This window comes from Kitasatospora sp. NPDC092286 (assembly GCF_044755565.1).
Classification (GTDB): Bacteria; Actinomycetota; Actinomycetes; order Streptomycetales; family Streptomycetaceae; genus Kitasatospora.
This window is the reverse complement of sequence record NZ_JBIVRD010000001.1, coordinates 406,262-430,183: the sequence shown is the minus strand read 5'-3', so window position 1 is coordinate 430,183 and position 23,922 is coordinate 406,262. Positions and strand designations below refer to the sequence as shown.

The 23,922-nt window shown below is 73.5% G+C and carries 26 protein-coding genes; 14 read left to right on the top strand and 12 right to left on the bottom strand.

What is annotated here, in order from left to right:
- Positions 1-45 precede the first annotated feature (45 nt).
- On the top strand, positions 46-1,134 hold the full coding sequence (locus ACIQIB_RS02085; protein ID WP_363606062.1) for an NAD-dependent epimerase/dehydratase family protein: 1,089 nt from the start codon (positions 46-48) through the stop codon (positions 1,132-1,134).
- A gap of 7 nt (positions 1,135-1,141) precedes the next feature.
- Positions 1,142-2,149, top strand: a complete 1,008-nt coding sequence (locus tag ACIQIB_RS02080) for a lysophospholipid acyltransferase family protein (RefSeq protein ID WP_363605995.1) — start codon at positions 1,142-1,144, stop codon at positions 2,147-2,149.
- Positions 2,150-2,278: 129 nt separating this feature from the next.
- On the opposite strand, the gene ACIQIB_RS02075 is transcribed toward ACIQIB_RS02080, so the two are convergent.
- From ACIQIB_RS02075 to ACIQIB_RS02065, 3 genes are all read right to left on the bottom strand, one after another.
- Positions 2,279-3,601: a DUF5667 domain-containing protein gene (locus tag ACIQIB_RS02075; RefSeq protein ID WP_363605993.1), complete on the bottom strand. Its 1,323-nt coding sequence runs from the start codon at positions 3,599-3,601 to the stop codon at positions 2,279-2,281.
- A gap of 262 nt (positions 3,602-3,863) precedes the next feature.
- Positions 3,864-4,646 (bottom strand): ECF subfamily RNA polymerase sigma factor, BldN family, encoded by a 783-nt coding sequence (locus ACIQIB_RS02070; protein WP_400756312.1) that lies wholly within the window; start codon positions 4,644-4,646, stop codon positions 3,864-3,866.
- Positions 4,647-5,250: 604 nt separating this feature from the next.
- Positions 5,251-6,324 carry an HAD family hydrolase gene (locus ACIQIB_RS02065; RefSeq protein WP_400756235.1) on the bottom strand — a complete coding sequence of 358 codons (1,074 nt, stop codon included), beginning with the start codon at positions 6,322-6,324 and terminating at the stop codon, positions 5,251-5,253.
- Positions 6,325-6,454: 130 nt separating this feature from the next.
- Here ACIQIB_RS02065 and ACIQIB_RS02060 point away from each other — a divergent pair, with 130 nt between their 5' ends.
- The 7 genes from ACIQIB_RS02060 to hemB all read left to right on the top strand — a co-directional run bounded on the left by ACIQIB_RS02060 (position 6,455) and on the right by hemB (position 13,797).
- Entirely contained in the window at positions 6,455-6,739 is a 285-nt protein-coding gene (locus tag ACIQIB_RS02060; protein ID WP_363605990.1) for a glutaredoxin family protein, read from the top strand.
- Positions 6,740-6,901: 162 nt separating this feature from the next.
- Positions 6,902-7,657: a 3'-5' exonuclease gene (locus ACIQIB_RS02055; RefSeq protein ID WP_363605988.1), complete on the top strand. Its 756-nt coding sequence runs from the start codon at positions 6,902-6,904 to the stop codon at positions 7,655-7,657.
- 101 nt (positions 7,658-7,758) lie between these two features.
- Entirely contained in the window at positions 7,759-8,646 is an 888-nt protein-coding gene (locus ACIQIB_RS02050; RefSeq protein ID WP_363605987.1) for a redox-sensing transcriptional repressor Rex, read from the top strand.
- 31 nt (positions 8,647-8,677) lie between these two features.
- Complete coding sequence (locus tag ACIQIB_RS02045) at positions 8,678-10,018, top strand: glutamyl-tRNA reductase (RefSeq protein ID WP_363605985.1); 1,341 nt, start codon at positions 8,678-8,680, stop codon at positions 10,016-10,018.
- Positions 10,019-10,059: 41 nt separating this feature from the next.
- Complete coding sequence (gene hemC / locus ACIQIB_RS02040; RefSeq protein WP_363605983.1) at positions 10,060-11,070, top strand: hydroxymethylbilane synthase; 1,011 nt, start codon at positions 10,060-10,062, stop codon at positions 11,068-11,070.
- Positions 11,067-12,734 carry a uroporphyrinogen-III synthase gene (locus ACIQIB_RS02035; protein WP_363605982.1) on the top strand — a complete coding sequence of 556 codons (1,668 nt, stop codon included), beginning with the start codon at positions 11,067-11,069 and terminating at the stop codon, positions 12,732-12,734. Before hemC ends, ACIQIB_RS02035 begins: the two co-directional genes overlap by 4 nt.
- 82 nt (positions 12,735-12,816) lie before the next feature.
- Positions 12,817-13,797: a porphobilinogen synthase gene (gene hemB, locus ACIQIB_RS02030; RefSeq protein WP_400756233.1), complete on the top strand. Its 981-nt coding sequence runs from the start codon at positions 12,817-12,819 to the stop codon at positions 13,795-13,797.
- A gap of 74 nt (positions 13,798-13,871) precedes the next feature.
- Here the strand turns inward: hemB and ACIQIB_RS02025 are convergent, their stop codons facing one another.
- From ACIQIB_RS02025 to ACIQIB_RS02015, 3 genes are all read right to left on the bottom strand, one after another.
- Positions 13,872-14,129 (bottom strand): hypothetical protein, encoded by a 258-nt coding sequence (locus ACIQIB_RS02025; RefSeq protein WP_363605979.1) that lies wholly within the window; start codon positions 14,127-14,129, stop codon positions 13,872-13,874.
- Between the two features lie 217 nt (positions 14,130-14,346).
- Positions 14,347-14,691 (bottom strand): rodlet layer protein, encoded by a 345-nt coding sequence (locus tag ACIQIB_RS02020; protein WP_363605977.1) that lies wholly within the window; start codon positions 14,689-14,691, stop codon positions 14,347-14,349.
- 75 nt (positions 14,692-14,766) lie between these two features.
- Positions 14,767-15,111, bottom strand: a complete 345-nt coding sequence (locus ACIQIB_RS02015) for a rodlet layer protein (RefSeq protein ID WP_363605976.1) — start codon at positions 15,109-15,111, stop codon at positions 14,767-14,769.
- Positions 15,112-15,412: 301 nt separating this feature from the next.
- Here ACIQIB_RS02015 and ACIQIB_RS02010 point away from each other — a divergent pair, with 301 nt between their 5' ends.
- Positions 15,413-16,069, top strand: coding sequence for a hypothetical protein (locus ACIQIB_RS02010; protein WP_363605975.1), 657 nt, complete (start codon positions 15,413-15,415; stop codon positions 16,067-16,069).
- A gap of 105 nt (positions 16,070-16,174) precedes the next feature.
- On the opposite strand, the gene ACIQIB_RS02005 is transcribed toward ACIQIB_RS02010, so the two are convergent.
- The 4 genes from ACIQIB_RS02005 to ACIQIB_RS01990 form a co-directional block, all read right to left on the bottom strand.
- The gene (locus tag ACIQIB_RS02005) at positions 16,175-16,543 is read right to left on the bottom strand and encodes a hypothetical protein (protein WP_400654399.1); all 369 of its coding nucleotides are present in this window, start codon (positions 16,541-16,543) and stop codon (positions 16,175-16,177) included.
- 119 nt (positions 16,544-16,662) lie between these two features.
- Positions 16,663-16,932: a chaplin gene (locus ACIQIB_RS02000; RefSeq protein ID WP_363605972.1), complete on the bottom strand. Its 270-nt coding sequence runs from the start codon at positions 16,930-16,932 to the stop codon at positions 16,663-16,665.
- 111 nt (positions 16,933-17,043) lie between these two features.
- Positions 17,044-17,286 carry a chaplin gene (locus ACIQIB_RS01995; RefSeq protein WP_363605971.1) on the bottom strand — a complete coding sequence of 81 codons (243 nt, stop codon included), beginning with the start codon at positions 17,284-17,286 and terminating at the stop codon, positions 17,044-17,046.
- Positions 17,287-17,621: 335 nt separating this feature from the next.
- Positions 17,622-17,873: a chaplin gene (locus ACIQIB_RS01990; RefSeq protein WP_400654402.1), complete on the bottom strand. Its 252-nt coding sequence runs from the start codon at positions 17,871-17,873 to the stop codon at positions 17,622-17,624.
- A gap of 232 nt (positions 17,874-18,105) precedes the next feature.
- Here ACIQIB_RS01990 and ACIQIB_RS01985 point away from each other — a divergent pair, with 232 nt between their 5' ends.
- Both ACIQIB_RS01985 and ACIQIB_RS01980 read left to right on the top strand, forming a co-directional pair.
- On the top strand, positions 18,106-18,345 hold the full coding sequence (locus ACIQIB_RS01985; protein WP_363605969.1) for a chaplin: 240 nt from the start codon (positions 18,106-18,108) through the stop codon (positions 18,343-18,345).
- A gap of 260 nt (positions 18,346-18,605) precedes the next feature.
- Entirely contained in the window at positions 18,606-20,291 is a 1,686-nt protein-coding gene (locus ACIQIB_RS01980) for an RICIN domain-containing protein (protein WP_400756231.1), read from the top strand.
- A gap of 6 nt (positions 20,292-20,297) precedes the next feature.
- Here the strand turns inward: ACIQIB_RS01980 and ACIQIB_RS01975 are convergent, their stop codons facing one another.
- The gene (locus ACIQIB_RS01975) at positions 20,298-20,888 is read right to left on the bottom strand and encodes a DUF4291 domain-containing protein (RefSeq protein WP_400756230.1); all 591 of its coding nucleotides are present in this window, start codon (positions 20,886-20,888) and stop codon (positions 20,298-20,300) included.
- 170 nt (positions 20,889-21,058) lie between these two features.
- Here ACIQIB_RS01975 and ACIQIB_RS01970 point away from each other — a divergent pair, with 170 nt between their 5' ends.
- Entirely contained in the window at positions 21,059-22,336 is a 1,278-nt protein-coding gene (locus ACIQIB_RS01970) for a hypothetical protein (RefSeq protein WP_400756228.1), read from the top strand.
- 88 nt (positions 22,337-22,424) lie between these two features.
- Entirely contained in the window at positions 22,425-22,913 is a 489-nt protein-coding gene (locus ACIQIB_RS01965) for a MarR family winged helix-turn-helix transcriptional regulator (RefSeq protein ID WP_400756227.1), read from the top strand.
- Positions 22,914-23,109: 196 nt separating this feature from the next.
- Here ACIQIB_RS01965 and ACIQIB_RS01960 read toward each other — a convergent pair whose 3' ends face one another.
- Positions 23,110-23,739 carry a hypothetical protein gene (locus tag ACIQIB_RS01960; protein WP_400756226.1) on the bottom strand — a complete coding sequence of 210 codons (630 nt, stop codon included), beginning with the start codon at positions 23,737-23,739 and terminating at the stop codon, positions 23,110-23,112.
- Between the last annotated feature and the right edge of the window lie 183 nt (positions 23,740-23,922).

Here is a 23,922-nt window from a genome sequence, read left to right as displayed (position 1 = left end):
ACGGTGCACGCAAGTCGCTCAGGGCGAGGAATGGGGTGCAGCACCGTGGGCATGGTCGTGCTCGTCACCGGCGTGGCACGCCATCTCGGCGCCCGCTTCGCCGCCGAGATCCGCCGCCGGCCCGGGGTGGACCTGGTGGTCGGCGTGGACGTGCAGCCGCCCCGGCACGCCGTCGCGGAACCGGACGGGCCCGCCGCCCCGTACCGCTTCCACCAGCTCGACCTGCGCCGGCCGGCGGTGGCCCGGGTGATCGCCGAGCACCGGGTCGACACCGTCGTCCACCTCAGCGTCAGCGCCACCGGTCTGGGCTCGACCAACCGCTCCTCGGTCAAGGAGTCCAACGTCATCGGCACCATGCAACTGCTCGGTGCCTGCCAGAAGGCGTCCGGCGTGCGCCGCCTGGTGGTGAAGTCCACCACCGGCGTGTACGGCTCCACCCCGCGCGACCCGGCGGTGTTCACCGAGCGGACGCAGCCCAAGAACCTGCCCGGCGGCGGCTTCGCCAAGGACGCGGCGGAGGTCGAGGGCTACGTCCGCGGCTTCGCCCGGCGCCGCCCGGACGTCGCGGTGACCGTGCTGCGGTTCGCCAACATCGTCGGCCCCGGCGCGGACACCCCGCTCAGCGAGTACTTCGCCCTGCCGGTGCTGCCCATCGTCCTCGGCTACGACCCCCGGCTGCAGTTCGTCCACGAGGACGACGCGGTCGAGGTGCTCTGCCGGGCGGCCGTCGCCGCCGAGCCCGGCACCGTCAACACCGGGACCTTCAACGTGGCGGGGGAGGGCGTGCTGCTGCTCTCCCAGTGCGCCCGCAGGCTCGGCCGGCCGACCCTGCCGCTGCTGCTGCCCGCGATCAGCTGGGTGGCGGCAGTGGCCCGGCAGACCAGGATGGTCGACTTCTCGCCCGAGCAGCTGCGGCTGCTGACCCACGGCCGGGTGGTGGACACCACCCGGTTGCGCGAGACCTTCGGCTACCGGCCCGGCTTCACCACCCCGGAGGCCTTCGCCGACTTCGCCGCCGCGCAGTCCGCCGGCCTGCTGCCACCCGAACGGCTCACCGCCGTCACCGACCGGCTGGCCGCCCTGCTCGGGTCGGAGCGCCGCCCGGCCGTTCCTCCCCACCGACCCAGGAGCTGAACCCGCGATGAGTGCCGCAGCCGAGAACGCGAGGGACGGGGCCAAGGTCATCCCGATCGAGTCCGCGCCCAGCTGGAGCGACCCCGGCCACCCGGGCCTGGCCGACCAGCTCGCCGACGCCGTCGGCGGGGCGCTGGCCGGGCGGCTCGGCCCGGCCGCCACCCGCCTGTTCGGCAAGGGCTGGGAGGGCCGGGCCGCCGACCGCCTGGCCTTCCTGCGCCGCCGGATCACCGGCGACTACGAGGTGGACGAGTTCGGCTTCGACCGGGAGCTCACCGAGGAGGTGCTGCTCTCGCTGCTGCGCCCGCTCGCCGAGAAGTACTTCCGGGTCGAGGTGCGCGGGATCGAGAACATCCCGGCCGAGGGCGGCGCGCTGATCGTCGCCAACCACTCCGGGACGATCCCGCTGGACGCGCTGATGACCCAGGTGGCCATCCACGACCACCACCCGCACCACCGGCACCTGCGGATGCTCGCCGCCGACCTGGTCTTCGTCCTGCCCGGCGTCAACGAGCTGGCCCGCAAGGCCGGTCACACGCTGGCCTGCAACGAGGACGCCCAGGCGCTGCTGGAGCGCGGCGAGGTGGTCGGAGTCTGGCCGGAGGGCTTCAAGGGCATCGGCAAGCCGTTCTCCGAGCGGTACAAGCTGCAGCGGTTCGGGCGCGGCGGGTTCGTCGCCTCGGCGCTGCGGGCGGGGGTGCCGATCGTGCCGTGCGCGATCGTCGGGGCGGAGGAGACCTACCCGATGATCGGCAACCTCAAGACGCTGGCCCGGCTGCTGGGCCTGCCGTACGTGCCGGTCACGCCGACCTTCCCGTGGCTGGGGCCGCTCGGCGCGGTGCCGCTGCCGACCAAGTGGACGATCGAGTTCGGTGAACCGATCGCCACCGACGGGCACCCGGCGGAGGCGGCGGACGACCCGATGCTGGTCTTCGACCTGGCCGACGAGGTACGGGAGACCATCCAGCACACGCTCTACAAGCTGCTGGTGCAGCGGCGGTCGGTCTTCTTCTGAGCCACGGCCGGCCACGGCTTCCGAACCACGGCTTCCGAACCACAGGGCGCCCCGCCGGCCTTCCGGAACGGTGCCCGGGTGAGGGCCCGGCGAACCCGCCGGGCCCTCACCCGGGTCCGTACGGCCGGGTCAGCCGCCGAGGATCCGCAGCCCGGGCAGCAGGCCGGGGACCAGCGGCGGCACCTCGACGCCCTGCGGCGTGGCACCGGCACCGGCGCTGGGCGGGCCGGACGGCCGCGGGGCCTGGTCGGGCACCGGGTCGGCGCTCGGCGAGGGCTTGACGCCGGTGAGCCCGCTGGTGAGGTTGTCGACCAGCCCGCCGACGGCGTCCGCGGCGCTGCTCGGCACGCCGCTCGGCACCGCGCCGCCGTTGCCGATGCCGGGCAGGCCCGACCCGGTGGACGGGGCCCGCTCGGTGCTGCCGGGCCTGCCGCCACCGTTGGCGGCGGCCGCGCCGCCCTGGGCCGGCCCGGCACCGGGTGCGGCGTTGCCGCCGCCCGCCGGGGTGTCGGCGGAGGTGGTGCCGGAGGCCGCGCCGCTCGCGCCGCCCGCCCCGGTGCCCGCCGGGCCGCTGCCGCTCTTGGCGGGCGGCTGGGTCAGACGCAGGGGCGCGACGTCCTCGCTTATGTCGTCGAAGAGCTGGTCCACCAGGTGTGCCTGCGGGGTCAGCTGCACCGGCAGCCTGCTCTGCAGCTCCGCCCAGCGGCCGTCCTCGCCCTGGGCGAACCCGGCCAGGGCGCGCATCGGGTCCAGCGAGCCGTTGCTGCGGTAGACCGAACGCAGCAGCTCGCGGCCCTTGAGGGCGTCGGCGTGCATGTCGTCCAGCGCGCGCCGGACCTGCTCGACCGTGCCCGGGCTGAGCGCGCCCGCCGGGTCGGTGTGGCCGACCAGGCTCTTGGCCTCGCCGAGCCGGGTGGCGGCGTGGTCGAGCAGCAGCTCGCCGCGCTCGCTGTCGGAGCCCGCGAAGTTCAGCCGGAGCCCTTCGAGGCCGCGCTTCATGCCGTACAGCGTGTCGCCGGGGAGGGCGTTGGTACTGGCGGTGGCGGCGCCCGCGAGGCTGCCGACGGCGAGCCCGGCGACCAGTCCGCCGATCGCGAACCGGCGGCTCCAGCGGCCGCGCGGAGCGGTCCGGAGCGACCGGTGCCTGCGCTGCCGGGGCACGGTGGCGCCCGGGCCGCCCGCGAAGGCCTGCTCGAACGCGGCCATCAGCTGGGCGCGTTGGACCGTCCTGACCTGCCGGTCCAGCTCCGGTCCGGGTAGCGCGCCGAGTGCGTCGGTCATGCCGACCAGCTCGGCCATCGCGGCCGTCGTGGCCGTCATGGCCGAACCGGCACCGGTGGAAGCGGTGTTGGCCGATTCGGTACCGGCGGCGCCGCGTTGCTCTGCCCGGTGGGCCTCCAGCGCCTCGGCGAAGGCCTTCGCCCGCCGGTGCTCCAGCACGTTTGCCGTCACGAGCCACACCTCCCTTCGTCGTTGTCGACACTCCGGCCTGCCGGGCGGTTGTCCCGGCGGGCCAAAGCCACTCCATCGGGTGAGAGGTCGCAATTCGACTTGACCGTACGCCTGGTGGAGGCTTGCACGCTGGCCAACGAGCGGTGCGGGCGGTCGGTTACGCGCCGCCGATCACCGGCCGGGGCGTTCACCCGCACGTGTCGGAGCGGCGTCGGCGGTGACGGTGGCGGTCCGGCGGGTATCTCCCCGGTCACCGGCCCGCTCACCGCGCGTCGGGCGGCAGCAGGCGGGCGAGCGTCCGCACCGCGCGGTACTGGAGGGTCTTGATGGCGCCCTCGTTCTTGCCCATGATCCGGGCCGTCTCCGCCACCGAGAGCCCTTGCAGGAACCGGAGCGTGACGCACTCCTGCTGCTGCGGGTTGAGCCGGTGCACCGCGTCCAGCAGGGCCGCGTTGGAGAGCGACTCCAGTACCGAGTCCTCCGGGCTGCGTTCGCACTCGTTGGAGTCGAGCATCTCCCCGGTGGTGACCTCCAGCCGGAACCGGCTGGACTTGAAGTGGTCGGCCACCAGGTTGCGGGCGATGGTCACCAGCCAGGCGCCGAAGTCCCGGCCCTGCCAGGTGAAGGTGCCGATCCGGCGCAGCGCGCGCAGGAAGGTCTCGCTGGTGAGGTCCTCGGCGGTGGCCCGGCTGCCGACCCGGTAGTAGATGTAGCGGTAGACGGTGTCCGCGTAGTGGTCGTAGAGGCGGCCGAAGGCATCGCTCTCGCCGGCCTGGGCCCGTTCGACCAGCTCCATGATCGGGTTGTGCTCGGTCTCGTAGCCGGGGCTCGGGGCGGTCCTGGCCCGGCTGCGGCCGCCGGTGCCGGTGGCGCCGGTCCGTCCGCGTGAGCCGGCGCCGGCGGAACCGGCGGCGGTGGTGCGCAGCGCGAGGCCGCCGGGGTGCGGCCGGCCGGGGCCGAACGAGGCTCCGGCGCTCACGAGTTGGGCCGGGGCGGGGAGCCGGCTGCGGAGCAGGCTGCGCAGCAGCTCCAGGCCGGTGGAGATCTGCCGGGCGGAGGCCGGGCGGCCGCGGAGGCCGGTGCGGGAGCGCAGGGGCGCGGGCGACGGGCGGGAGGGTGCAGGCGCGTCGTTCCGGACGGGTGGGTACACGGGACTCCCAGAGGCAGAACTGTGGACGGATCACCTCCGCCTGCGCGGAGAGCACGCCCGCGCCGCCCGGCAAAAGGGGCGCGTGGGTGACGTGCATCCAGGAGAGAATAACGCTTTGTGCAATGACAGCTACACCGTGTGGTCGAAGTGGTCGTTTGAGATCCGCGCAGTGTGCATATCTGACTGATGTCGACCGAACGTGTCATCGTTCATCCGGCTCAACGTGACCGAACAGATGCGCTGGGTGACAAGTTTGGGGGCCGGGAAGGCGGTTTCCCTGCCTCGGGCCTCGGCAACCCTCGACTTTCCCCGTCTGATGAACGATCGAAAGTGATCGGTGGCGATCAGATGTGCGCAGGAGATCCGGGCGGAGCGGTGGCACGGGGGAGTTCGCCCGTACGAGGGGCCTGGTCAGGGGGCTGGTTGACGTCCGGTCACCCGCCCGGGGACGCCTCGTCCCGGCCGCGCTGCCGGAAGGTTCGGCAGCGGCGCCGGCGGTTCAGACGCGGTGCCGGCGGTGCAGTGCGACCCCGGCGGCGGCCGCGCCCGCGATCACGCCGAGCGCGGCCGCCGCCGGCAGGCCGATCCGGGCGGCCTTGCGCCCGGTCCGGAAGTCCCGCACCCGCCAGCCCTGCGCCCGGGCGTGCCGGCGCAGCGCGCCGTCCGGGTTCACCACGTACGGGTGGCCGACCAGCGAGAGCATCGGGATGTCGTTGGCCGAGTCGCTGTACGCGGCGCAGCGGCCGAGGTCGAGCCGCTCCCGGCGGGCCAGTGCGCGGACGGCGGCCGCCTTGGCGGGCCCGTGCAGCAGATCCCCGACCAGACGTCCGGTGTAGAGGCCGTCCCTGGCCTCGGCGACGGTGCCGAGCGCGCCCGTCATGCCGAGCCGGCGGGCGATGACCCGGGCCACCTCCAGCGGGGCGGCGGTGACCAGCCAGACCCGCTGGCCGGCGTCCAGGTGCATCTGGACCAGGGCGCGGGTGCCCGGCCAGATCTTGTCGGCGATGACCTCCTCGAAGACCTCCTCGCAGATGGCTTCGAGGTCGGCCGTCCGCTTTCCGGCCACCAGGCCGAGTGCGGTGTGCTGGGCGTCGGCCATGTGGTCCGGGTCCTCGGTGCCGTGCAGCCGGAACCAGGCCTGCTGCCAGGCGAACCGGGCGATGTCGCGCCGGGTGAGGAAGCCGCGCCGGTAGAGGCCGACGCCGAGGTAGAAGATCGCCGCGCCGCGCAGGATGGTGTTGTCGCAGTCGAAGAAGGCGGCGGCGCGCGGGTCGTCCCGCTCGGGGGTGTGGTTCTCGGCGGGCGCCTTGGGGGCCCTGGCCGGCCTGTCGGCCGCGGGCGCGGTCCCGGCGGTCCCGGCGGACTCGGTGGTCCCGATGTCCTTGACGGCCCCGATGGGCTCGGCGGTCCCGGTGGCACCGGCGGACTCGGCGGCCGGGGCTCCGGCGGTCGGCCCCGGGCCCGGTTCGGCGCGCAGCGCGGCCTCCGCCGCCTCGGCCGCGGCCTCGCCCGCCAGGGCGGTCCGCGCGCTGGTGGGACGCCTTGTCTGGAGGAGCCTTCGGAGCACGGCCATGGCATCGAGCATAGCCAGCCGGGTCGGGAGCGGCCGTGACGGCGGCGTGCCCGCGCGGTGAACGGCGGGCGGCCCCGGCCCGGCCGGACGTCCGGCCCGGCCGGGTGTAAGGCGGGCGCACAATGGCCTGGTGAGCCCACTGCTGCGACGTGACAAGACCCCGAGCCCGAAGCCGGCCGACCGTACCGTGACCCTGGTCGGCAAGCCGGGCTGCCATCTCTGCGACGACGCCCGGGAGGTGATCGTCCGGGTGACGGGCGAGCTGGGCGCGACGTTCGAGGAGAAGGACATCACGCAGGACGAGGAGCTGTACCGCCGCTACTGGGAGCAGATCCCGGTGACCCTGATCGACGGCCGCCAGCACGACTTCTGGCGGGTCGACGAGCGCCGGCTGCGCGCCGCGCTGGGCGCCTGAGCCCCGGGGGTCCCGCCCCGCGCCGCCCCCGCCGACCGGCGGGGGCGGTTCGCCGAATCGTTGTGAAGAAACCCGCGACCGGCCGGGGAACGGCCCCGTTCGTCGGCTTACGATCGAACGCGTCCGCGGCCATGGGGGGCTGAGCACACCAGGAGTGCCGTCATGCTTCCCGGCCCGACCCCAGGGATGCCCGTCCGTCCGGAGGCGGCCGGGGCGGCCGGCGGGTTCGCGGTGGTGGACGTGGAGGCGACCGGCCGCAGCCCGTGGCGGCACCGGGTGGTCGAGGTCGCGGTGGTGCTGCTGGACGCGGCGCTGCGCCCGGAGACCGAGTTCTGCACCCTGCTCGATCCGCTCGGCCCGGTCGGCCCGACCCATGTGCACCGGATAGCCCAGGCCGACGTCGAGGGCGCCCCCCGGTTCCGGGAGATCGCGCCGAGGCTGCTGGAGCTGCTGGCCGGCCGGGTGCTGGTCGGCCATCACGTCACCTGCGACCACGCCTTCCTGGGTCGCGAGTTCGCCCGGATCGGGGTGCCGCTGCCGCCCGTCCCGCTGCTCTGCACCATGCGGCTGGCCCGCGCCCACCTGCCCCAGGCCCGCGGTTTCGGCCTGGCCGCCTGCGCCGAGGCGGCGGGCCTCGGCGGGTTCGCGGCGCACACCGCGCTGGGCGACGCCCGGGCCACCGCCGAGCTGCTGCGGCACTGCGCGGGCGTTCCGTCCTGCCCGCCCGAGGAGTGGGCCGCGCCGCTGGGCGAGGCGGCCCGGGTGCCGTGGCCGAGGCTGGGCCGGGCGCGTTCGCGGCAGTCCGGGGCCCCCGTCCCGCTGGTCCGCAGGGAGGCTCCGTACGGCCTGCGGACACCGGGCGCACGGCCCCCGGCGGTGGTGCCGACAGAGAGCGGTGCTATGGGGTCGACGGCGTGATGCGCATCACTGTGCGGGGACAAAACGGACACCATCTTTGTGCACACGTTCACAAACGCATAGCCTGGCTGCCAAAGCCCAGCTTCACCCACAGGAGCACCGTGGCAATCGGCCGATCACCACAGAGCAGTTCGCAGACGCCCGACCAGGGCGCCGCGCGCCGACCCTCGCGTGCCCGGGGCATCCCGGAGGCGACCGTCGCGCGCCTGCCCCTCTATCTGCGGGCGCTCACCGCGCTCTCCGAGCGCTCCGTGCCGACCGTCTCCTCCGAGGAGCTGGCGGCCGCCGCGGGCGTCAACTCCGCGAAGCTGCGCAAGGACTTCTCCTACCTCGGCTCGTACGGGACCCGTGGGGTCGGCTACGACGTCGAGTACCTCGTCTACCAGATCTCCCGCGAGCTGGGCCTGACGCAGGACTGGCCGGTCGTCATCGTCGGCATCGGGAACCTCGGCCACGCGCTCGCCAACTACGGCGGCTTCGCCTCCCGCGGCTTCCGGGTGGCGGCCCTGCTGGACGCCGATCCGGCCGTGGTCGGCAGCAGCGCGGCCGGTCTGCCGGTGCGCCACATGGACGAGCTGGAGGAGATCGTGGAGAGCCAGCACGTCTCCATCGGTGTCATCACCACCCCGCCCGGCGCCGCCCAGCAGGTCTGCGACCGCCTGGTCGAGGCCGGCGTCACCAGCATCCTGAACTTCGCCCCGACCGTGCTGACCGTGCCGGACGGCGTGGACGTGCGCAAGGTGGACCTCTCCATCGAGCTGCAGATCCTGGCCTTCCACGAGCAGCGCAAGGCCGGCGAGGAGCCGGACCGCGCCGAGTCCGTGCTCGACCGCGCCCCCGGACCGGTCCGGGCGGCCGCCGCCAAGCTGCGCCGCGCCGCGGGCGGCAGCGGCAAGGGCCGGGTGGCCGTCGAGCCGGCCAAGGACGGGACCGAGCCGGCCAAGGGCAAGCCCGGCGAGGGCGATCTCTCCGCGGTGATGCCGGCGTGAGCACCGAGAACCATGGCACCAGGGGGCGGGCATGAGTCTTCTTGTCGTAGGACTGAGCCATCGCACCGCCCCGGTCGGCGTGCTGGAGCGCGCCGCCCTGACCGGTGACGTCCCGACCCGGCTGCTGCACGACGCGGCGGCCACCGCGACCGTCGCCGAGGCCGCGCTGCTGAACACCTGCAACCGGATCGAGCTCTACGCCGACGTGGACAAGTTCCACGCCGGTGTCGCCGAGCTGTCGCTGCTGCTCGCCCACCACAGCGGGGTGGACCTGGAGGAGCTGACCTCCCACCTCTACGTCCACTACGAGGACCGCGCCGTCCACCACCTCTTCGCGGTGGCCTGCGGCCTGGACTCGATGGTGGTCGGCGAGGGCCAGATCCTCGGCCAGCTGCGCGACGCCCTGGCCAAGGCCCAGGACGAGCACACCGCCGGGCGCGGCCTGAACGAGCTGTTCCAGCAGGCCCTGCGGGTCGGCAAGCGGGCGCACAGCGAGACCGGCATCGACAAGGCCGGCCAGTCGCTGGTGACCTTCGGGCTGGAGCAGGTCGCGGCCGGCGCGGGCGAGATCGCGGGCAAGCGGGCCCTGGTGGTCGGCGCCGGCTCGATGAGCTCGCTGGCCGCCGCCACCCTGGTCCGCTCCGGCGTCACCGATCTGCTGATCGCCAACCGGACGCCCGAGCGCGCCGAGCGGCTGGTCGAGATCCTCGGCGCCGACGTGGCCCGCACCATCGAGCTGGCCAAGGTGCCCGAGGCGCTGGCCGACGTCGACCTGGTGATCTCCTGCACCGGCGCGGCCGGCGTGGTGATCAGTGCCGAGGACGTCGCCACCGCCGTCGCCGCCCGGGGCGGCGACGCCCCGCTGGCCTTCCTCGACCTCGCCATGCCCCGCGACGTCCACCACGGCGTGCACGAGCTGCCCGGCGCCCTGCTGGTCGACCTGGAGAGCCTCTCGCACGCCCACGCCGCCACCCCCGGCGCCGGGGACGTGGACGCCGTCTCCGGCATCGTGGCCGACGAGGTCACCGCCTTCGGCGCGGCTCAGCGGGCCGCCCGGATCGCGCCGACCGTGGTCGCGCTGCGGGCGATGGCCTCCGAGGTGGTCGCCGCCGAGCTGGGCCGCCTGGACTCCCGACTGCCCGGTCTCGACGAGCGCTCCCGCGCCGAGATCACCCAGACCGTTCGCCGCGTCGTCGACAAGCTGCTGCACGCCCCGACCGTTCGGGTGAAGCAGCTTGCCGCCGAGCCCGGCGGCGCCTCCTACGCGGACGCGCTGCGCGAGCTGTTCGACCTCGACCCGGCGGCCGTGCACGCCGTGTCGGGCACGCCCGTCGGCGGTCTGCCCCAGCCTTCCGGCGGGGGCACCAGATGAACCGTCAGCCATCCCACGAGTACCACCGGGACGATCACCTCATGAATGGTCAACCGCTCACCGACCAGGCCCGGCCCGCGACCGCAGCGCTGCGGCTCGGCACCCGGCGCAGCGCGCTCGCCATGGCCCAGTCGGGCATGGTCGCCCGCGAGGTGACCCGGGTCACCGGGCGCCCCGTCGAGCTGGTGGAGATCACCACCTACGGCGACACCTCCCGGGAGGCGCTGGCGCAGATCGGCGGCACCGGCGTGTTCGTCTCCGCGCTGCGCGACGCGCTGCTGGAGGGCCGGATCGACTTCGCCGTGCACTCGCTGAAGGACCTGCCCACCGCCGAGCCCACGGGCCTGGTGCTGGCCGCCGTCCCCGAGCGCGAGGACGTCCGTGACGCCCTGGTGTCGCACGAGGGCCTGGCCCTGGACGAACTGGTGGAGAAGCTGGCCGGCGCCGGGCGCACCGCCCGGATCGGCACCGGCTCGCCGCGCCGGATGGCGCAGCTGAACGCCTGGGCGCGAGCCCGTGGCGCCGCGCTGGAGACGGTCGCGATCCGCGGCAACGTCGACACCCGGATCGGCTTCGTCACCTCCGGCGAGCTGGACGCCGTGGTGCTGGCCACGGCCGGCCTCAACCGGCTCGGCCGCAGCGCCGAGATCAGCGGTCACCTCGACCCCGAACTGATGATCCCGGCCCCCGGCCAGGGCGCGCTCGCCGTCGAGTGCACCACCGCCAACACCGGGCTGACCGCCGCGCTGGCCGCCCTCGACCACACCCCCACCCGGGTCGCGGTGGCCGCCGAGCGCGCCCTGCTGGCCACCCTGGAGGCCGGCTGCTCCGCGCCGGTCGCCGCGCTGGCCACCTGGGGTCACCGATCCGAACTGCGGCTGGAGGGCGTGGTCGGCACCGTCGACGGCACCTCCCTGCTGAAGATGTCCGCCCACGGTCCGATCGTCCTCGACGAGACCGCCGAGCAGCAGGCGGCGGCCCTCGGCCGCGCCCTCGCCGCCCGGCTGCTCGACGCGGGCGCGGCCGCCCTGATGGGGGAGCGAGCCCGATGAGCCCCACCACCGCCACCGACACCCCGTTCCCGGCCGACAGCCCCTTCGCGGGCGGGTCGTCCGCCGCCGGCCGGTGCACCTTCCTGGGCGCGGGCCCCGGGGACCCGGGCCTGCTGACGCTGCGCGCGGTCGAGGTGCTCGCCTCGGCCGACGTCCTGGTCGCCGATCCGCTGACCGCCGCCGCCGTGCGCAGTCACTGTCCGGCCGGTGTGCAGGTGCACACCCCGGGCGCGGAGGGGGCCGGGTTCGACCTGGCCAAGCTGGTCGCCGAGGCCGTCCGCTCCGGCCGGCACGTGGTCCGCACCGTGGACGGCGACCCCGGCCTGGACGGCTGCGCGGCCGAGGAGATGCTCAGCTGCGCGGGCGACGGGATCCCGTTCGAGGTGATCCCGGGCGTCGCCCAGTCGGTCGGCGTGCCGGCCTACGCCGGCGTCCCGCTGCGCGGCGGCAGCGGCACCGACGTCCGGTTCGTGGACGGTCCCGCGCTGCTCGCCGGCAGCCCGGTGGACCTGGGCGCGCCGGAGACCACCCTGGTGGTGCGCACCACCCTGGGGCAGCTGCCGGCCACCGCCAACGCGCTGGTCTCCAACGGCCGCAAGCCGGAGTCCGCGCTCAGCGCGACGCTCTCCGGCACCACCACCCGCCAGCGCACCTTCACCGCGACCCTGGCCACCATCGCGGCCGACCTGAAGGCGGCCCGGGTGCTGCCCTCGCCGGTCTCCGCCCCGGTGGACCCGGCGACCTCGGTGATAGCCGTGGTGGGCGAGCAGGTCGCGCACCGCTCCTCGCACTCCTGGTTCGAGACCAAGCCGCTGTTCGGCTGGAACGTGCTGGTGCCGCGCACCAAGGAGCAGGCCACCGGCCTCTCCGAGCAGCTGCGCTCGTACGGTGCGGTACCGCAGGAGGTGCCGACCATCGCGGTCGAGCCGCCGCGTACCCCGCAGCAGATGGAGCGGGCGATCAAGGGCCTGGTCACCGGCCGCTACGAGTGGATCGCCTTCACCTCGGTGAACGCGGTCCGGGCCGTCCGGGAGAAGTTCGAGGAGTACGGCCTGGACGCCCGGGCGTTCGCCGGGATCAAGGTCGCGGCGGTCGGCGAGACCACCGCGCAGGCCCTGGTGGACTTCGGTGTGAAGCCGGACCTGGTGCCGAGCGGTGAGCAGTCCGCGGCCGGGCTGCTGGAGGACTGGCCGCCGTACGACCCGGTGTTCGACCCGATCGACCGGGTGCTGCTGCCGCGCGCCGACATCGCCACCGAGACCCTGGTGGCCGGCCTGGTCGAGCTGGGCTGGGAGGTCGACGACGTGACGGCGTACCGGACGGTCCGCGCCTCGCCGCCGCCGGCCGAGACCCGTGAGGCGATCAAGGGCGGCGGCTTCGACGCGGTGCTCTTCACCTCGTCCTCGACCGTGCGCAACCTGGTCGGCATCGCCGGCAAGCCGCACAACGTGACGGTCATCGCCTGTATCGGCCCGGCCACCGCCAAGACCGCCGAGGAGCACGGCCTGCGGGTCGACGTGATGGCCCCGGCGCCGTCGGCGGCCGCCCTGGCCCAGGCGCTGGCGGACTTCGGGGCCAGGCGCCGCGACACCGCGACCGCCGCCGGTGAGCCGGTCTACCGGCCCAGCGAGCGCCGCCCCGGTTCGCGCCGCAAGGCCCGCTGAGGCCCTGCTGTTCGACATACTCGTCCCGGGGGCGGCCGACCCGCCGCCCCCGGCGCTGCACAACCGTTCGGAGAGAGAAGCCGTGTCCGCTGAATTCCCGTACGTCCGCCCCCGCCGGCTGCGTTCGACCCCGGCGATGCGCCGGCTGGTCGCCGAGACCCGGCTGCACCCGGCGGAGCTGATCCTGCCGCTGTTCGTCCGTGAGGGCGTCAGCGAGCCGGTCCCGGTGTCGTCGATGCCGGGCGTGGTCCAGCACACCCGCGACACCCTGCGCAAGGCCGCCGTCGAAGCGGCCGAGGCGGGCCTGGGTGGCCTCATGCTGTTCGGCGTGCCCGAGGTGCAGGACGCGGTCGGCAGCGAGGGCACCAACCCGGACGGCATCCTGCAGCAGGCGATCCGGGACGTGGTCGCCGAGGTCGGCGACGCCCTGGTGGTCATGTCCGACCTCTGCCTGGACGAGTACACCGACCACGGCCACTGCGGGGTGCTGGCCGCCGACGGCAGCGTGGACAACGACGCGACGCTGGAGCGCTACGCCGAGATGGCCCGGGTGCAGGCGGACGCGGGCGTCCACCTGGTCGGTCCGTCCGGGATGATGGACGGTCAGATCGCGGTGGTCCGCGAGGCGCTGGACGGCGCGGGGCACCAGGACGTGGGCATCCTCGCCTACACCGCCAAGTACGCCTCGGCGTTCTACGGCCCGTTCCGGGAGGCGGTCGGTTCCTCGCTGAAGGGCGACCGCAAGACCTACCAGCAGGACCCGGCGAACGCCCGGGAGTCGCTGCGGGAGCTGGCGCAGGACGTCGCGGAGGGCGCCGACCTGGTGATGGTCAAGCCCGCGATGGCCTACCTGGACGTCCTGCGGCAGGTCGCCGACGCCTCGCCGGTGCCGGTGGCGGCGTACCAGGTCTCCGGCGAGTACGCGATGGTCGAGGCCGCCGCGGAGAACGGCTGGATCGACCGGGAGCGGATGATCATGGAGACGCTGACCTCGATCCGCCGCGCCGGGGCCGAGCAGATCCTCACCTACTGGGCGGTCGAGGCCGCCGCGCTGCTCAAGTAGCCCACCGCCGTACGAGCCAGTACGACGAAGGCCGGGCCCCTCACCGGGCCCGGCCTTCGTCGTACACCCGTACGTCAGCCGACGTGGGCGAAGCCCTCCACGCCGCCGAGCGCGTCGGTGGAGGTGGCGGCGCCCCAGCCCTGGGCGCCGGTGTGGATGTGGGTGGTGTGCGCGAGGCCCCACCACTCACCGGCGGCGAACACGGGGTGCGCCGAGGCGACGAACTCGCCGCCGCCCGCGAGGCCGACGTGCGCGAACGCCGGGGTGGCGACACCCGCGAGCGCCAGCGCGCCGAAGGCGGTCAGCGCGGCCTTGCCCAGCTTGCTCTTCATGGATCTGCCCTCTCTGTCGGAACGCTCTCCCGGAGCGCCCTGTCACTGACACGTGATCACCCGCTCCCGTCGGCCCGGCGCCCCACGCGCCGGGCCGACGGCCTGTCACCCGCCCGGCCCGCACGCGGGAGCGGCGGCCCGTCCGGGTGACCGGTCCGTACAGCCCGGAGGGCCCGGGGAGACCTCCCCGGGCCCTCCGGCCGCGCCATGCCCCGAATCAGCCGATCAGGTGCGAGACACCCGAGTCGCCCGAGGACTGGGTGTTCTGGCCGACGTTGCAGATCTGCTTCGGGGTGCTGTTCAGGATCGGCACCTCGACCGGCACCGCGACGCCGATGACGGCGACCGCGATGTTGTGGACCTCCGGCAGGCAGACGTTCGGGTTGTCCAGGGTGTGGAAGTTCGGGCTGTTGTTGCCGGCGGTGCCGGTGTGGTTGGTGCCGCCGTTGCCCTGGACCGAGACGGCCGAGCCGTCCGCGTCCGCGATGGCGGAAGCCGAGCCGGCGGACATCGCGATGGCGGCGGCGGCCAGGCCGGCGGCGGCGAGGGACTTCTTGATCATTTCCGGTTTCCTCTCGAGGGTGAATCGGGGAGCGATTCGAAGGGTGGTTCAGGGGTGGTGCGGGTGGGCGGCAGGTCAGCCGATCAGGTGGGAGATGCCACCGTCACCCTTGCTCTGGGTGCCCTGACCCTGGGTGCAGTACTGCTTGCCGCCGCTGTTGGCGATCGGGACCTCGACCGGGACGGCCACCCCGAGAACGCCGACCGCGATGTTGTGGATCTCGGGGAGGCAGACGTTCGCGTTGTCCAGGAAGTGGAAGTTCGGGCTGTTGTCGCCGACGGTGCCGGTGAAGTTGGTGCCACCGTTGCCCTGGAAGGACCCGGCGGCGCCGTCCGCGTCGCCGATGGCCGAGGCCGGCGCCGCGGTCACGGCCAGCGCGGCCGCGGCGAGCCCGGCGGCGGCGAAGGACTTCTGGATCATGGGGAGATCCCTCTCTGAAATGCTTTTTGGATTCCGTGCGTACAACGCGTACAACGCTCAGGCCCGGTCTGCGGTCACTGACATTCAGATCAAAGAACGACGGCACGGAAGGTTACGGGGATTTTGGAAAAGAGTCCGGGAGGCGCGACGGGCGAGGGTTTCCGGTCTGATTATTAAGCCGAACAGGCTAATCGCCGCAATCCGTGCTCCGGTTGTCTCGTTGAGGCAGATTGCTTTCGGCTGCGCCCGCGCAGCCGTGCCACAGAGATCTCCAGTACGGACAGGCAGAACGGTGAAAAGCATGAAGTTCTCCAAGCGGGCCGGCGCGATGCTGCTGGCGGTCGGTGCGGGCGTGCTCGCCTCCCAGGGGGCGGCGTCCGCCGCTGCGGTCAACCCCGACCAGGTCGGAGCCCTGGAGGACCAGCTGGCCACCCAGCAGGTCCCGCTCGACCTGCCGCTCACCCCGCTGGGCAGCCGGATCTCCGGCGGTATCCCGGCCTCCCTGGTGATGCCGCCGGTGCCCGGGCACACCACCGGCGACGCGCTGGTCCCGGAGCGGATCCTGCCCGCGCTCGGCACCGGCAAGGTCGGCCCCACCGCCAAGGCCGATCTGCCGCTGCCGCTGGTCGACCGGGGCGCCGCGCTCGGCGAGCTGCTGCTGGAGGCCCCGGCCGCGCCGTTGCACGCCGACACCCCCGGCGTCGGGCTGGGCCGGCCGCTCGCCCTCGTCCAGGACGGCACCGGCCAGCTCGCCGACGGCCGGCTCAAGGTGGGCGAGATCGACCCGCGACTGATCACCGGCACGGTGCAGGCCGTCCCCGGCGCCAAGGCCAGCCTCGGCAACGAGGACGAGCGGATCTCGGTCACCGACTCGGTGGGGAACCTGGCCGAGACCACCACCGCCACCACCACCGGCGTGGTGCAGCAGTCCGGCGTCACCGGCCTCACCCAGCTCTGAGGCCTCACCCGGCCCCGGGCCGACGAGAGCCCGGTGCCCCCTCCGGACGGACGGGGCACCGGGCTCTCGGCTGTGTGCGGGCGGCCGGGAGCCCGGGGCGCGGGATCAGCCCGGCAGCAGCCCGAGCAGCGCGCCGACGGCCGGCAGGTCCCGCGGTCCGCCGCCGGCGCTCAGCGGGCCGGTCAGCGTGGTGGTGCTGACCGGCGCCAGGCCGGAGTTCTCCGGCTGGACGGTCGCGCCGTTGTTCAGCACGTCGGCCGAGGACTGCGCCCACGGGTCCACCCGCAGGTCCTTGAGCGGTGCGACGCCGTAGCCGAGGCCGGTGGTCGCACCGCCGAGCGCCTGGCCGACGTCGGTGCGCTGGAGGTTGGCACCGCCTTCGGGCGCCGCGTGCGCGGTGCCCGCGCCGAGCAGCATGGCGGCGCCCAGGGCGGCGGCGAGGCCGGCCCCGCTCTTCTTCGAGATCGAGATCATGCGGAATCACCCTTCGGGGGATCGGGTTCCCGGGCGGCCGGGGTGCGCCCGGGGATGCCGAACTGCCCCCCGGCCGGCTGGTCGGGGGGCAGGACGGCGGAACGCGTGCCGATCGGAGATCAGCAGTCGTCCTCGTGCACCGGGGGCGCCTCGACGTTGGCGCAGTGGTTGCCGAACGCCGGGTTCAGCAGGCCGATGATGTTGATGGAGTTGCCGCACAGGTTGACCGGCACGTGCACCGGCACCTGGATCTGGTTGCCGGAGACGACGCCGGGGGAGCCGGCGGCGACGCCCTCGGCACCGGAGCTGGCGACGGCGGAGCCCGCCGCGCCCAGCGCCAGGCCGGCAGCGGCGGCGGTCAGGACGGCGGCCTTCTTCACGTTCTGCATGGGGGTAGATCTCCTCGATCACACACGGGTGGAGCGGGCCGCACCCCGCAGGTCGCGGGGTGCGGCCCGGGCTCGGTGAACCGGCGGTCGCCGCTACGGCGACCGCGGGGTTCAGCCGACGTTGGCGCAGTGGTTGCCGAACGCCGGGTTCAGCAGGCCGATGATGTCGATGCTGTTGCCGCACAGGTTGATCGGGACGTGCACCGGGATCTGGATCTGGTTGCCGGAGAGCACACCGGGGGAGCCGGCGGCGACGCCCTCGGCACCGGAGCTGGCGAACGCGCCGCCGGCCGCGCCGACGACCAGGCCGGCGGTGGCGAGGGACAGGACGGCGGCCTTCTTGATGTTGCGCATGTCTTTCCTCCGTTTTCTGCCCGACGGGTTGGGAATGTCGGGATCCGGGCGAAAGTGAAATCATCGCCCGATGGCTTCTGGATTTTCCGTGATTGTCACTCCGGCGGCGCAGAGCGGCGTGTTCCGTCCGTGGCTCGGACGTTCCGCGGCCGCCTCGTTTCCGTGTCTCGCGAACAATTCCCGCACGGCCGGGATTGTTTCGCGCGAAGGCGCGACCAGGAGGAATTCCGGAGCGTCCGCCGCTCCGCGCGGAACGCGGGCGGCGGACGGCCGCGGATCTCCCGGGAGTCGTCGGGCCTCGCGACGGTGGAGCCGGGCGGCGTCCCCCGGACGGGTCAGGCGTTGACGCAGTGGTTGCCGAACGCCGGGTTGAGCAGGCCGATGATGTCGATGCTGTTGCCGCACAGGTTGATCGGGACGTGTACCGGCACCTGGATCTGGTTGCCCGAGATCACCCCGGGCGAGCCGGCCGCGACACCCTCGGCGGAGGCGCCGTGGAGGTGGTGGGCCGAGGCGGCGCCGGCGCCGGCGGCCAGCAGGGCGGCGGTGGCCGCGGTGCCGAGGACGCCGTGGGCGAGCTTGCGCATGTGCGGTATCTCGATTCGTGAGAGGGGCCTGGGTGGAGTGTGTTCCGCCAGGGAGAACGAGGCAGCGCCCGGCGGGAAACGGTCGGCTCCGGTGATCACCCAAATGCCTGGCCGCCCCGGCCCGTTGAGCCGGTCGGGTGACAGTGGGCGCGTCGTAGCAACCGGGCCGGGCGGGTGTCGTTGGAGATGTCGCACTCCCCGTGCATATCTGTCGAATAGTCAGGAGGCTCCTATGAGCATCAAGAAGACGGCCGCCGTCGGTGCCGCCGTGGTAGGCATCGTGGCGGCCGGTGCCGGCTCCGCGGTGGCCAGCTCCGGCGCCGAGGGTGTCGCCGCCGGCTCCCCCGGCGTCATCTCCGGCAACCAGATCCAGGTCCCGGTGCACATCCCGATCAACGCGTGCGGCAACACCATCGACATCGTCGGTCTGCTGAACCCCGCGTTCGGCAACCACTGCGTCAACGCTGGCTGATCCACGCCCGGTTCGGCCGGCGTGAGCCGTCGCCGCGCGCTTCCCTCCTGGGGCGCGGGGCGGCGGCTCTCCGCTTTTCCGGGCCCCGGATGTCGGTCCTCCTGGTCCGCCCGGGCCCGCGGTGGCGTCAACTCCCGGCGCTGTCCGAAGCCTTGTTGCGTTACTTGTCAGTACCTAGAATGTGAGACCTGCTCACCTTCCTTTGCTCCGAACCGTCCGGCGCCCCCGGCCGGGCGGCCCCACCCCGCAAGGAGTCGCGTGTGATCAGGTCACGATCGGCAGGTGCGCGGCGAGGTCGGACGGCCGCGCGCCGCTCCCCGTACGGCGCGCTGCTCGCGGCGGGCGCCCTCATCGCCACCCTCGGCCTGGCCGGAGCCCCCGCCGCCCTCGCCGACCCCGGCCCGGCCGCCCCGGCGGCCGGCCCCGCCCGCCCGGCCGCGATCGTCGCCCTCGGCGACAGCGCCATCTCCGGGGAGGGCGCCGGTACCGACACCGGCGACGGCTACTTCCCGGAGACCGACACCCCCACCAACTACTGCCACCGGCACCCCAGGTCGGAGATCTTCGTCACCGGCATCCCCGGCGTCACCCCCGTCGACCTCGCCTGTTCCGGCGCCCAGACCGGCGACCTGGTCAGCGACCCCGAGCTGGCGAAGATCACCGGGCCGGGCAGCGGCGACTTCGGCGAGCGCAAGCAGGACGTCCAACTCGCCGAGGTGGCGGGCCGGTACGACGTCAAAATGGTCGTCGTCACGATCGGCGCCAACGACGACTTCGACTTCAGCGGGATCATGATGCACTGCCTCGCGCAGTACTTCCCGATCCCCAAGGACCAGGGCTGCCGCGACACCGTCGGCAGCGACGAGATCGCCCAGCGGGCCGGGAAGGTCCAGCCCAAGGTGGTCGCCGCGCTGCGGAACATCCGGCAGACCATGCGGGCGGCCGGCTACGCCGACTCCTCCTACCAGCTGGTCTACCAGTCGTACTTCAACCCGATCACCCCCGACATCCGCCGCAACGACTACCTCGGCAAGGTCGCCGACGGTTGCCCGGCCTTCCCCGAGGACCTCGCCTGGGGGCACAACTGGGTGGTCCCGGTCTTCAGTGACACCCTGCGCGGCGCGGCCGAACAGGTGCCCGGCGTCCGGTACCTGGACCAGCGGCGGGTCGCCTTCGGCCACGAGGTCTGCGCGGAGTGGACCAGTTCCCCGTACGAGTACACCAACGGGGACGTCATCAATCTGTCCGAGTGGGTCCGCAACGGCTGCGACCAGCAGATCGGCATCCCCGGTCTCTGCATGAACATGGTTCGCCAGTCGTACCACCTGAGGGTGGCCGGTTACCGCGGCGAGGGCGGCTGCCTCGGCCAGTTCTACGCCCGGCCGGGCCAGCAGCAGGCCTACTGCACCCTCAACCAGCAGAACACCACGTCGATCGAACCGCTCACCCCCGGCAGGCCGTTCGGCGACGGGCCCGAGGACGGCGCCTGGTACCAGCTGACCAGCCCCGCCACGGGCCGGGTGCTCGACCTCTCCGGTGGCGGCACCTACGGCGACGCCACCAACGGCCGGAACGCGATCACCTATCCGGCCACCGGCGGCCTCAACCAGTCCTTCGTCCTGGAGGCCGAGCAGGGCGGCGGCTACGAACTCGACTTCAGCGGCAACCGGGACATGTGCCTGGACGCCACCGGTGGTTCCACCGCCCCCGGCACCCGGCTGGAACAGTGGCGCTGCAACGGCGGCGGCAACCAGCGCTGGGTCTTCGAGCCGGCCGGCGACGGCCTCTACAAGCTGGCCGACTCGCAGGACCGGAGCAAGGTCGTCACCGCGAGCGGCGACCTCGACGCCAAGGGCAACCCGCTGGTCGAGCTCGCCGCCGACACCGGTGCGGCCGGCCAGCTCTGGCAGCTCACCAAGCTCGGCATCGTCTACCTGCACGGCTGACCGGTGCTACCCCGCCGCCGCCCCCAACCGGGCGGCGGCGGAGGCGTCCAGCGGGTACGGAAGCTCCACCGGCAGCAACGCGCTGTCCCCGGTTCGCCGCACCTCTTCGGCCAGCGCCGTGACATCCGTGATCCGGCTGATCCACTCGTCCGCGTACCGCCGCACCGCCTCACCGCGCAGCCCGATCTGGACCGCCCGCCAGGCCAGCGGCCGCAGTCGCACGTCCCGCTCCGGATCCCACTGCACCCGGACCGGACTGCGTCGCAGCTCCCGCTTCCAGTCGTCCTTCGACGCGTGCACCCGGCCGGTGTACGCGCTCAACACCCCCTGTCCGAGCGCCCAGTCGAAGCCGGCCCGGCTGATCTCCAGTGCCAGCACCCGTTCCTGGCCGGCACCGCGGGCCCAGTCGCTGCGGTGCATCAGCCAGAGGAACGACGGCTTGACCCAGGTCATCCGGTCCCGCTTGAACGCGGCCGGGAAGCGCCCGTCCGCGGCGGCCGGGCCGGCGATCTCCGGGCCGAAGGCCTGGTACACGGTGACGGTACCGGCGGTGTGGGCCGCGCGGATCTGACGGACGGGAGGGATTTCGTCGGGCATACCCTGGATCGTCCGCGTACCGCCGCAGCGCGCGCCACCGGTTTTCGCCGTGGACCGGCCGCTCGGGGGCGGCTGCCGCCGGCGTCCCTGGCGTGGTGCCGTAGGCTCGGCCGGCGTCGCTGTGTTCGTAGCAGCGTCGGTCACGAGCGGGGGCGGGGAGTCCAGAGCTGATGAGCACGGCATCGAGCACCGAATCGTCGAGCACCGAGTCCGGCACGTCGTCGCGCCCGCTCGGGGGGGAGGACGAGGCGGTGGAGCCCGGCCGGGGTGGGTTCGCCGCCCTGGTGGACCGCTTCGCGCCCGCGCTCGGCGCGTACGCGGTGGTGAAGGCCACCGGGCTGACCGTCTTCATGCTGCTGCTGTCGCACACCGGGGACTACCTCAAGAAGGACCCGGGCCGCGGCGGCGGTGCCCAGCCCTGGGACGTGCTCGGTACCTGGGACGGCGTCTGGTACCAGCGGATCGCCGAGTTCGGCTACGACCCGCAGCTGATCCGGCTGGAGGGCTATCCGCTCGCCACCTACTACGAGAACTCGGCGGCCTTCTTCCCGCTCTACCCGTGGCTGATGAACCTGGTGGGGGCGGTCACCGGCCTCGGCCCGTACGGCTCCGGCATCGTGGTGTCGGTGCTGGCCTCCTTCTTCGCGGCGGCCGGGATCTTCGCGATCGCCGAGCGGCTGGGCGGCTTCAGGGCGGGCGTGATCGCGGCGGTGGTCTGGGGGCTGTTCCCCGGTTCGGGCGTCGAGTGGGCGGTCTACTCGGACTCGTTGTTCGTCGCGCTCTCCGCCTGGGCCTGCTACTGCGTGATGACGCGGCGCTGGCTGACCGCGGGCCTGCTCGCCCTGGTGGCCGGCCTCAACCGGCCGACCGCCGCCGCCCTGATCGCGGCCGTCTCGATCGCGGCGCTGGTGGCACTCATCCGGCGCACCGACGGCATCGCGCGCCCCCTGACCGCGATGCTGATCACCCCCTGGGGCCTGCTCTGGTACGTGGCCTGGGTCGGCTACCGGATGGACGACTGGGGCGGCTACTTCAAGCTCCAGCGCGGCGCCTGGAACCGCTACTTCGACTGGGGCGCCTCCACTTTCCGGAGCGCGCTGGACGTGATCACCGGGCACTGGACCTTCTGGCAGTCCAATCCGGCCCCCGACCTGATCGCGATCGCCCTGCTGATGGCCCTGCCCGGGCTGCTGGTGCTGCTGCTGCGCACCCGGCCGCCGCTGGTGCTGGTGGTCTACACGGCGCTGACCGTCTTCACCGCGCTGAGCAGCAACCAGATCTTCGGCAACATCTCGCGGTATCTGCTGCCGGCCTTCCCGCTCTTCATCGGCCTGGCGATCGCGCTGCGCCGGCTGCGGCTGTCCACGCTGGTGGGCCTGTTCGCGATGCCGGTGATCGCGGCCGGCTGGTACGCCGGGTACGCGCTGTTCGAGCTCGGCATCCCGTAGGCCCGACAGCCCCGCCCGTGTCGGCGCCCCGCGTTTAGTTGGTCAACGGGATCATCCGCCAGCAGACGGCCTTGCTACGCTCGGACGTATGACGACGATCCCGCCCGTGCGCCAGATCCGCGACATCTCCGGACTGCTGGATCACGCCAGCCACGTCCTGGCGACCCGGATGGCGGCGGCCTTCACCGAGCTCGGGATCACCCCGCGCGCCTACTGCGTGCTCTTCCACGCGCAGGAGGTCGAGCGCACCCAGATCCAGCTGGCCGAACTGGCCGACCTCGACAAGACCACCATGGTCGTCACCGTCGACGAACTGGAGAAGGCGGGCCTGGCCGAGCGCCGTCCGTCCGCCACCGACCGCCGGGCCCGGATCATCTCGGTGACCGAGGCGGGCGGGCACGCCGTCGCACAGGGCACCGCGATCGCCGACCGGGTGCACCGGGAGGTGCTGGAGTCGCTGCCCGAGCCCGAGCGGGAGTTCTTCGTCTCGGCCCTGTCGCGGCTGGTGGACGGCCCGCTGGCGGAGCCGGTGGAGAGTGAACGCGTGGTGCGCAGGGCCCGCCGCCCCCGGGGCTGAGGGCGGCGGCCCGGCGGCTCCCACTCGCTCCGGCGGTGCTCTGCACGGGCTTGCTGACGGTCACTCCGGACGCCGCTGTCACCGTGATCGGCCGCAGGAAAGTCTCCGTCGCCGGGCCCCGACCCTGGCCGGCGGTCCCTTCGGGCCCTTGGGGAAACGCTGCTGTCGGTCGATCAGAAAGCAGCCGGCCCCGGGGTCACGGCCAGACCAGGCAGTACAGCTGGTGCCCGGCCTCGTGCAGCCGGTTGGCGAAGTCCTGCCACTCGTGCAGCATGCTGTAGATCACGAAGGCGTCGCGCGGGCCCCGGCGGTCGGGCACGGTGGACCAGATGAAGGCGGCGGCGCCGAGTTCGGTCTCGTCGGCCTTGCGCAGCGGCTCGACGACGTTCTGGGGGAGCTGGACGACCGCGTAGTCGGGGTGCAGCACGACCAGTTCCAGCGGCGGGACCTGGTGCAGCGGCACGCCCTGGATGCCGGTGAGGACCATGGCGCTCATGGTCTCCGGCTTGATCTTGGTGGAGAGGTGGCCGTTGGGGGAGCCGCTGGTCTCCATCAGGTCGCCGAGCCGCCCCAGCGAGCCGAGTTCGCCCGCGTCCAGGCCCAGCCCGCCAGGGCCCAGCGCGGTGGGGACTCTGGCGGCGGTGGCCCGGTCGGGTGCGCCGAAGTACTTGTATGTCACCCCCACGCGTCCCTCACCCCGCCTCTCGCCGCCGCGACCGCCGCGACCCGTACCCGCTCCCGTACCCCCGCGTGCGGCCTCGGCGCGCCTGCGGGAGCCACCCGCCGCCTCGTCGTAGCCGTCCTGCGCCTCGGACACTCGGACCATCCTCACCGGAATTCGCCGGAATCGACAGACCCCCGCACGTCCGGCGTCCCTCCGGACGTGCTCCTTACCCGTCATGCGCCGCCGTACCCAGTCGCGGTACGCGGCAGTCCTGCACTCACCCCTGCACACCCCGGAGTGTCTGCACACTCGGAGTACATAGTCTGACTGGTCCGTGCAGTGGGA

Excerpts from the sequence above, each read along its gene's own strand:
- ACIQIB_RS02080 (WP_363605995.1), top strand. The coding sequence starts at position 1,142 with ATGAGTGCCGCAGCCGAGAACGCGAGGGACGGGGCCAAGGTCATCCCG.
- ACIQIB_RS02065 (WP_400756235.1), bottom strand. The coding sequence starts at position 6,324 with ATGGCCGTGCTCCGAAGGCTCCTCCAGACAAGGCGTCCCACCAGCGCG.
- ACIQIB_RS02055 (WP_363605988.1), top strand. The coding sequence starts at position 6,902 with ATGCTTCCCGGCCCGACCCCAGGGATGCCCGTCCGTCCGGAGGCGGCC.
- ACIQIB_RS02045 (WP_363605985.1), top strand. The coding sequence starts at position 8,678 with ATGAGTCTTCTTGTCGTAGGACTGAGCCATCGCACCGCCCCGGTCGGC.
- hemC (WP_363605983.1), top strand. The coding sequence starts at position 10,060 with ATGAATGGTCAACCGCTCACCGACCAGGCCCGGCCCGCGACCGCAGCG.
- ACIQIB_RS02035 (WP_363605982.1), top strand. The coding sequence starts at position 11,067 with ATGAGCCCCACCACCGCCACCGACACCCCGTTCCCGGCCGACAGCCCC.
- ACIQIB_RS02025 (WP_363605979.1), bottom strand. The coding sequence starts at position 14,129 with ATGAAGAGCAAGCTGGGCAAGGCCGCGCTGACCGCCTTCGGCGCGCTG.
- ACIQIB_RS02020 (WP_363605977.1), bottom strand. The coding sequence starts at position 14,691 with ATGATCAAGAAGTCCCTCGCCGCCGCCGGCCTGGCCGCCGCCGCCATC.
- ACIQIB_RS02015 (WP_363605976.1), bottom strand. The coding sequence starts at position 15,111 with ATGATCCAGAAGTCCTTCGCCGCCGCCGGGCTCGCCGCGGCCGCGCTG.
- ACIQIB_RS02010 (WP_363605975.1), top strand. The coding sequence starts at position 15,413 with ATGAAGTTCTCCAAGCGGGCCGGCGCGATGCTGCTGGCGGTCGGTGCG.
- ACIQIB_RS02005 (WP_400654399.1), bottom strand. The coding sequence starts at position 16,543 with ATGATCTCGATCTCGAAGAAGAGCGGGGCCGGCCTCGCCGCCGCCCTG.
- ACIQIB_RS02000 (WP_363605972.1), bottom strand. The coding sequence starts at position 16,932 with ATGCAGAACGTGAAGAAGGCCGCCGTCCTGACCGCCGCCGCTGCCGGC.
- ACIQIB_RS01995 (WP_363605971.1), bottom strand. The coding sequence starts at position 17,286 with ATGCGCAACATCAAGAAGGCCGCCGTCCTGTCCCTCGCCACCGCCGGC.
- ACIQIB_RS01990 (WP_400654402.1), bottom strand. The coding sequence starts at position 17,873 with ATGCGCAAGCTCGCCCACGGCGTCCTCGGCACCGCGGCCACCGCCGCC.
- ACIQIB_RS01985 (WP_363605969.1), top strand. The coding sequence starts at position 18,106 with ATGAGCATCAAGAAGACGGCCGCCGTCGGTGCCGCCGTGGTAGGCATC.
- ACIQIB_RS01975 (WP_400756230.1), bottom strand. The coding sequence starts at position 20,888 with ATGCCCGACGAAATCCCTCCCGTCCGTCAGATCCGCGCGGCCCACACC.
- ACIQIB_RS01970 (WP_400756228.1), top strand. The coding sequence starts at position 21,059 with ATGAGCACGGCATCGAGCACCGAATCGTCGAGCACCGAGTCCGGCACG.
- ACIQIB_RS01965 (WP_400756227.1), top strand. The coding sequence starts at position 22,425 with ATGACGACGATCCCGCCCGTGCGCCAGATCCGCGACATCTCCGGACTG.
- ACIQIB_RS01960 (WP_400756226.1), bottom strand. The coding sequence starts at position 23,739 with ATGGTCCGAGTGTCCGAGGCGCAGGACGGCTACGACGAGGCGGCGGGT.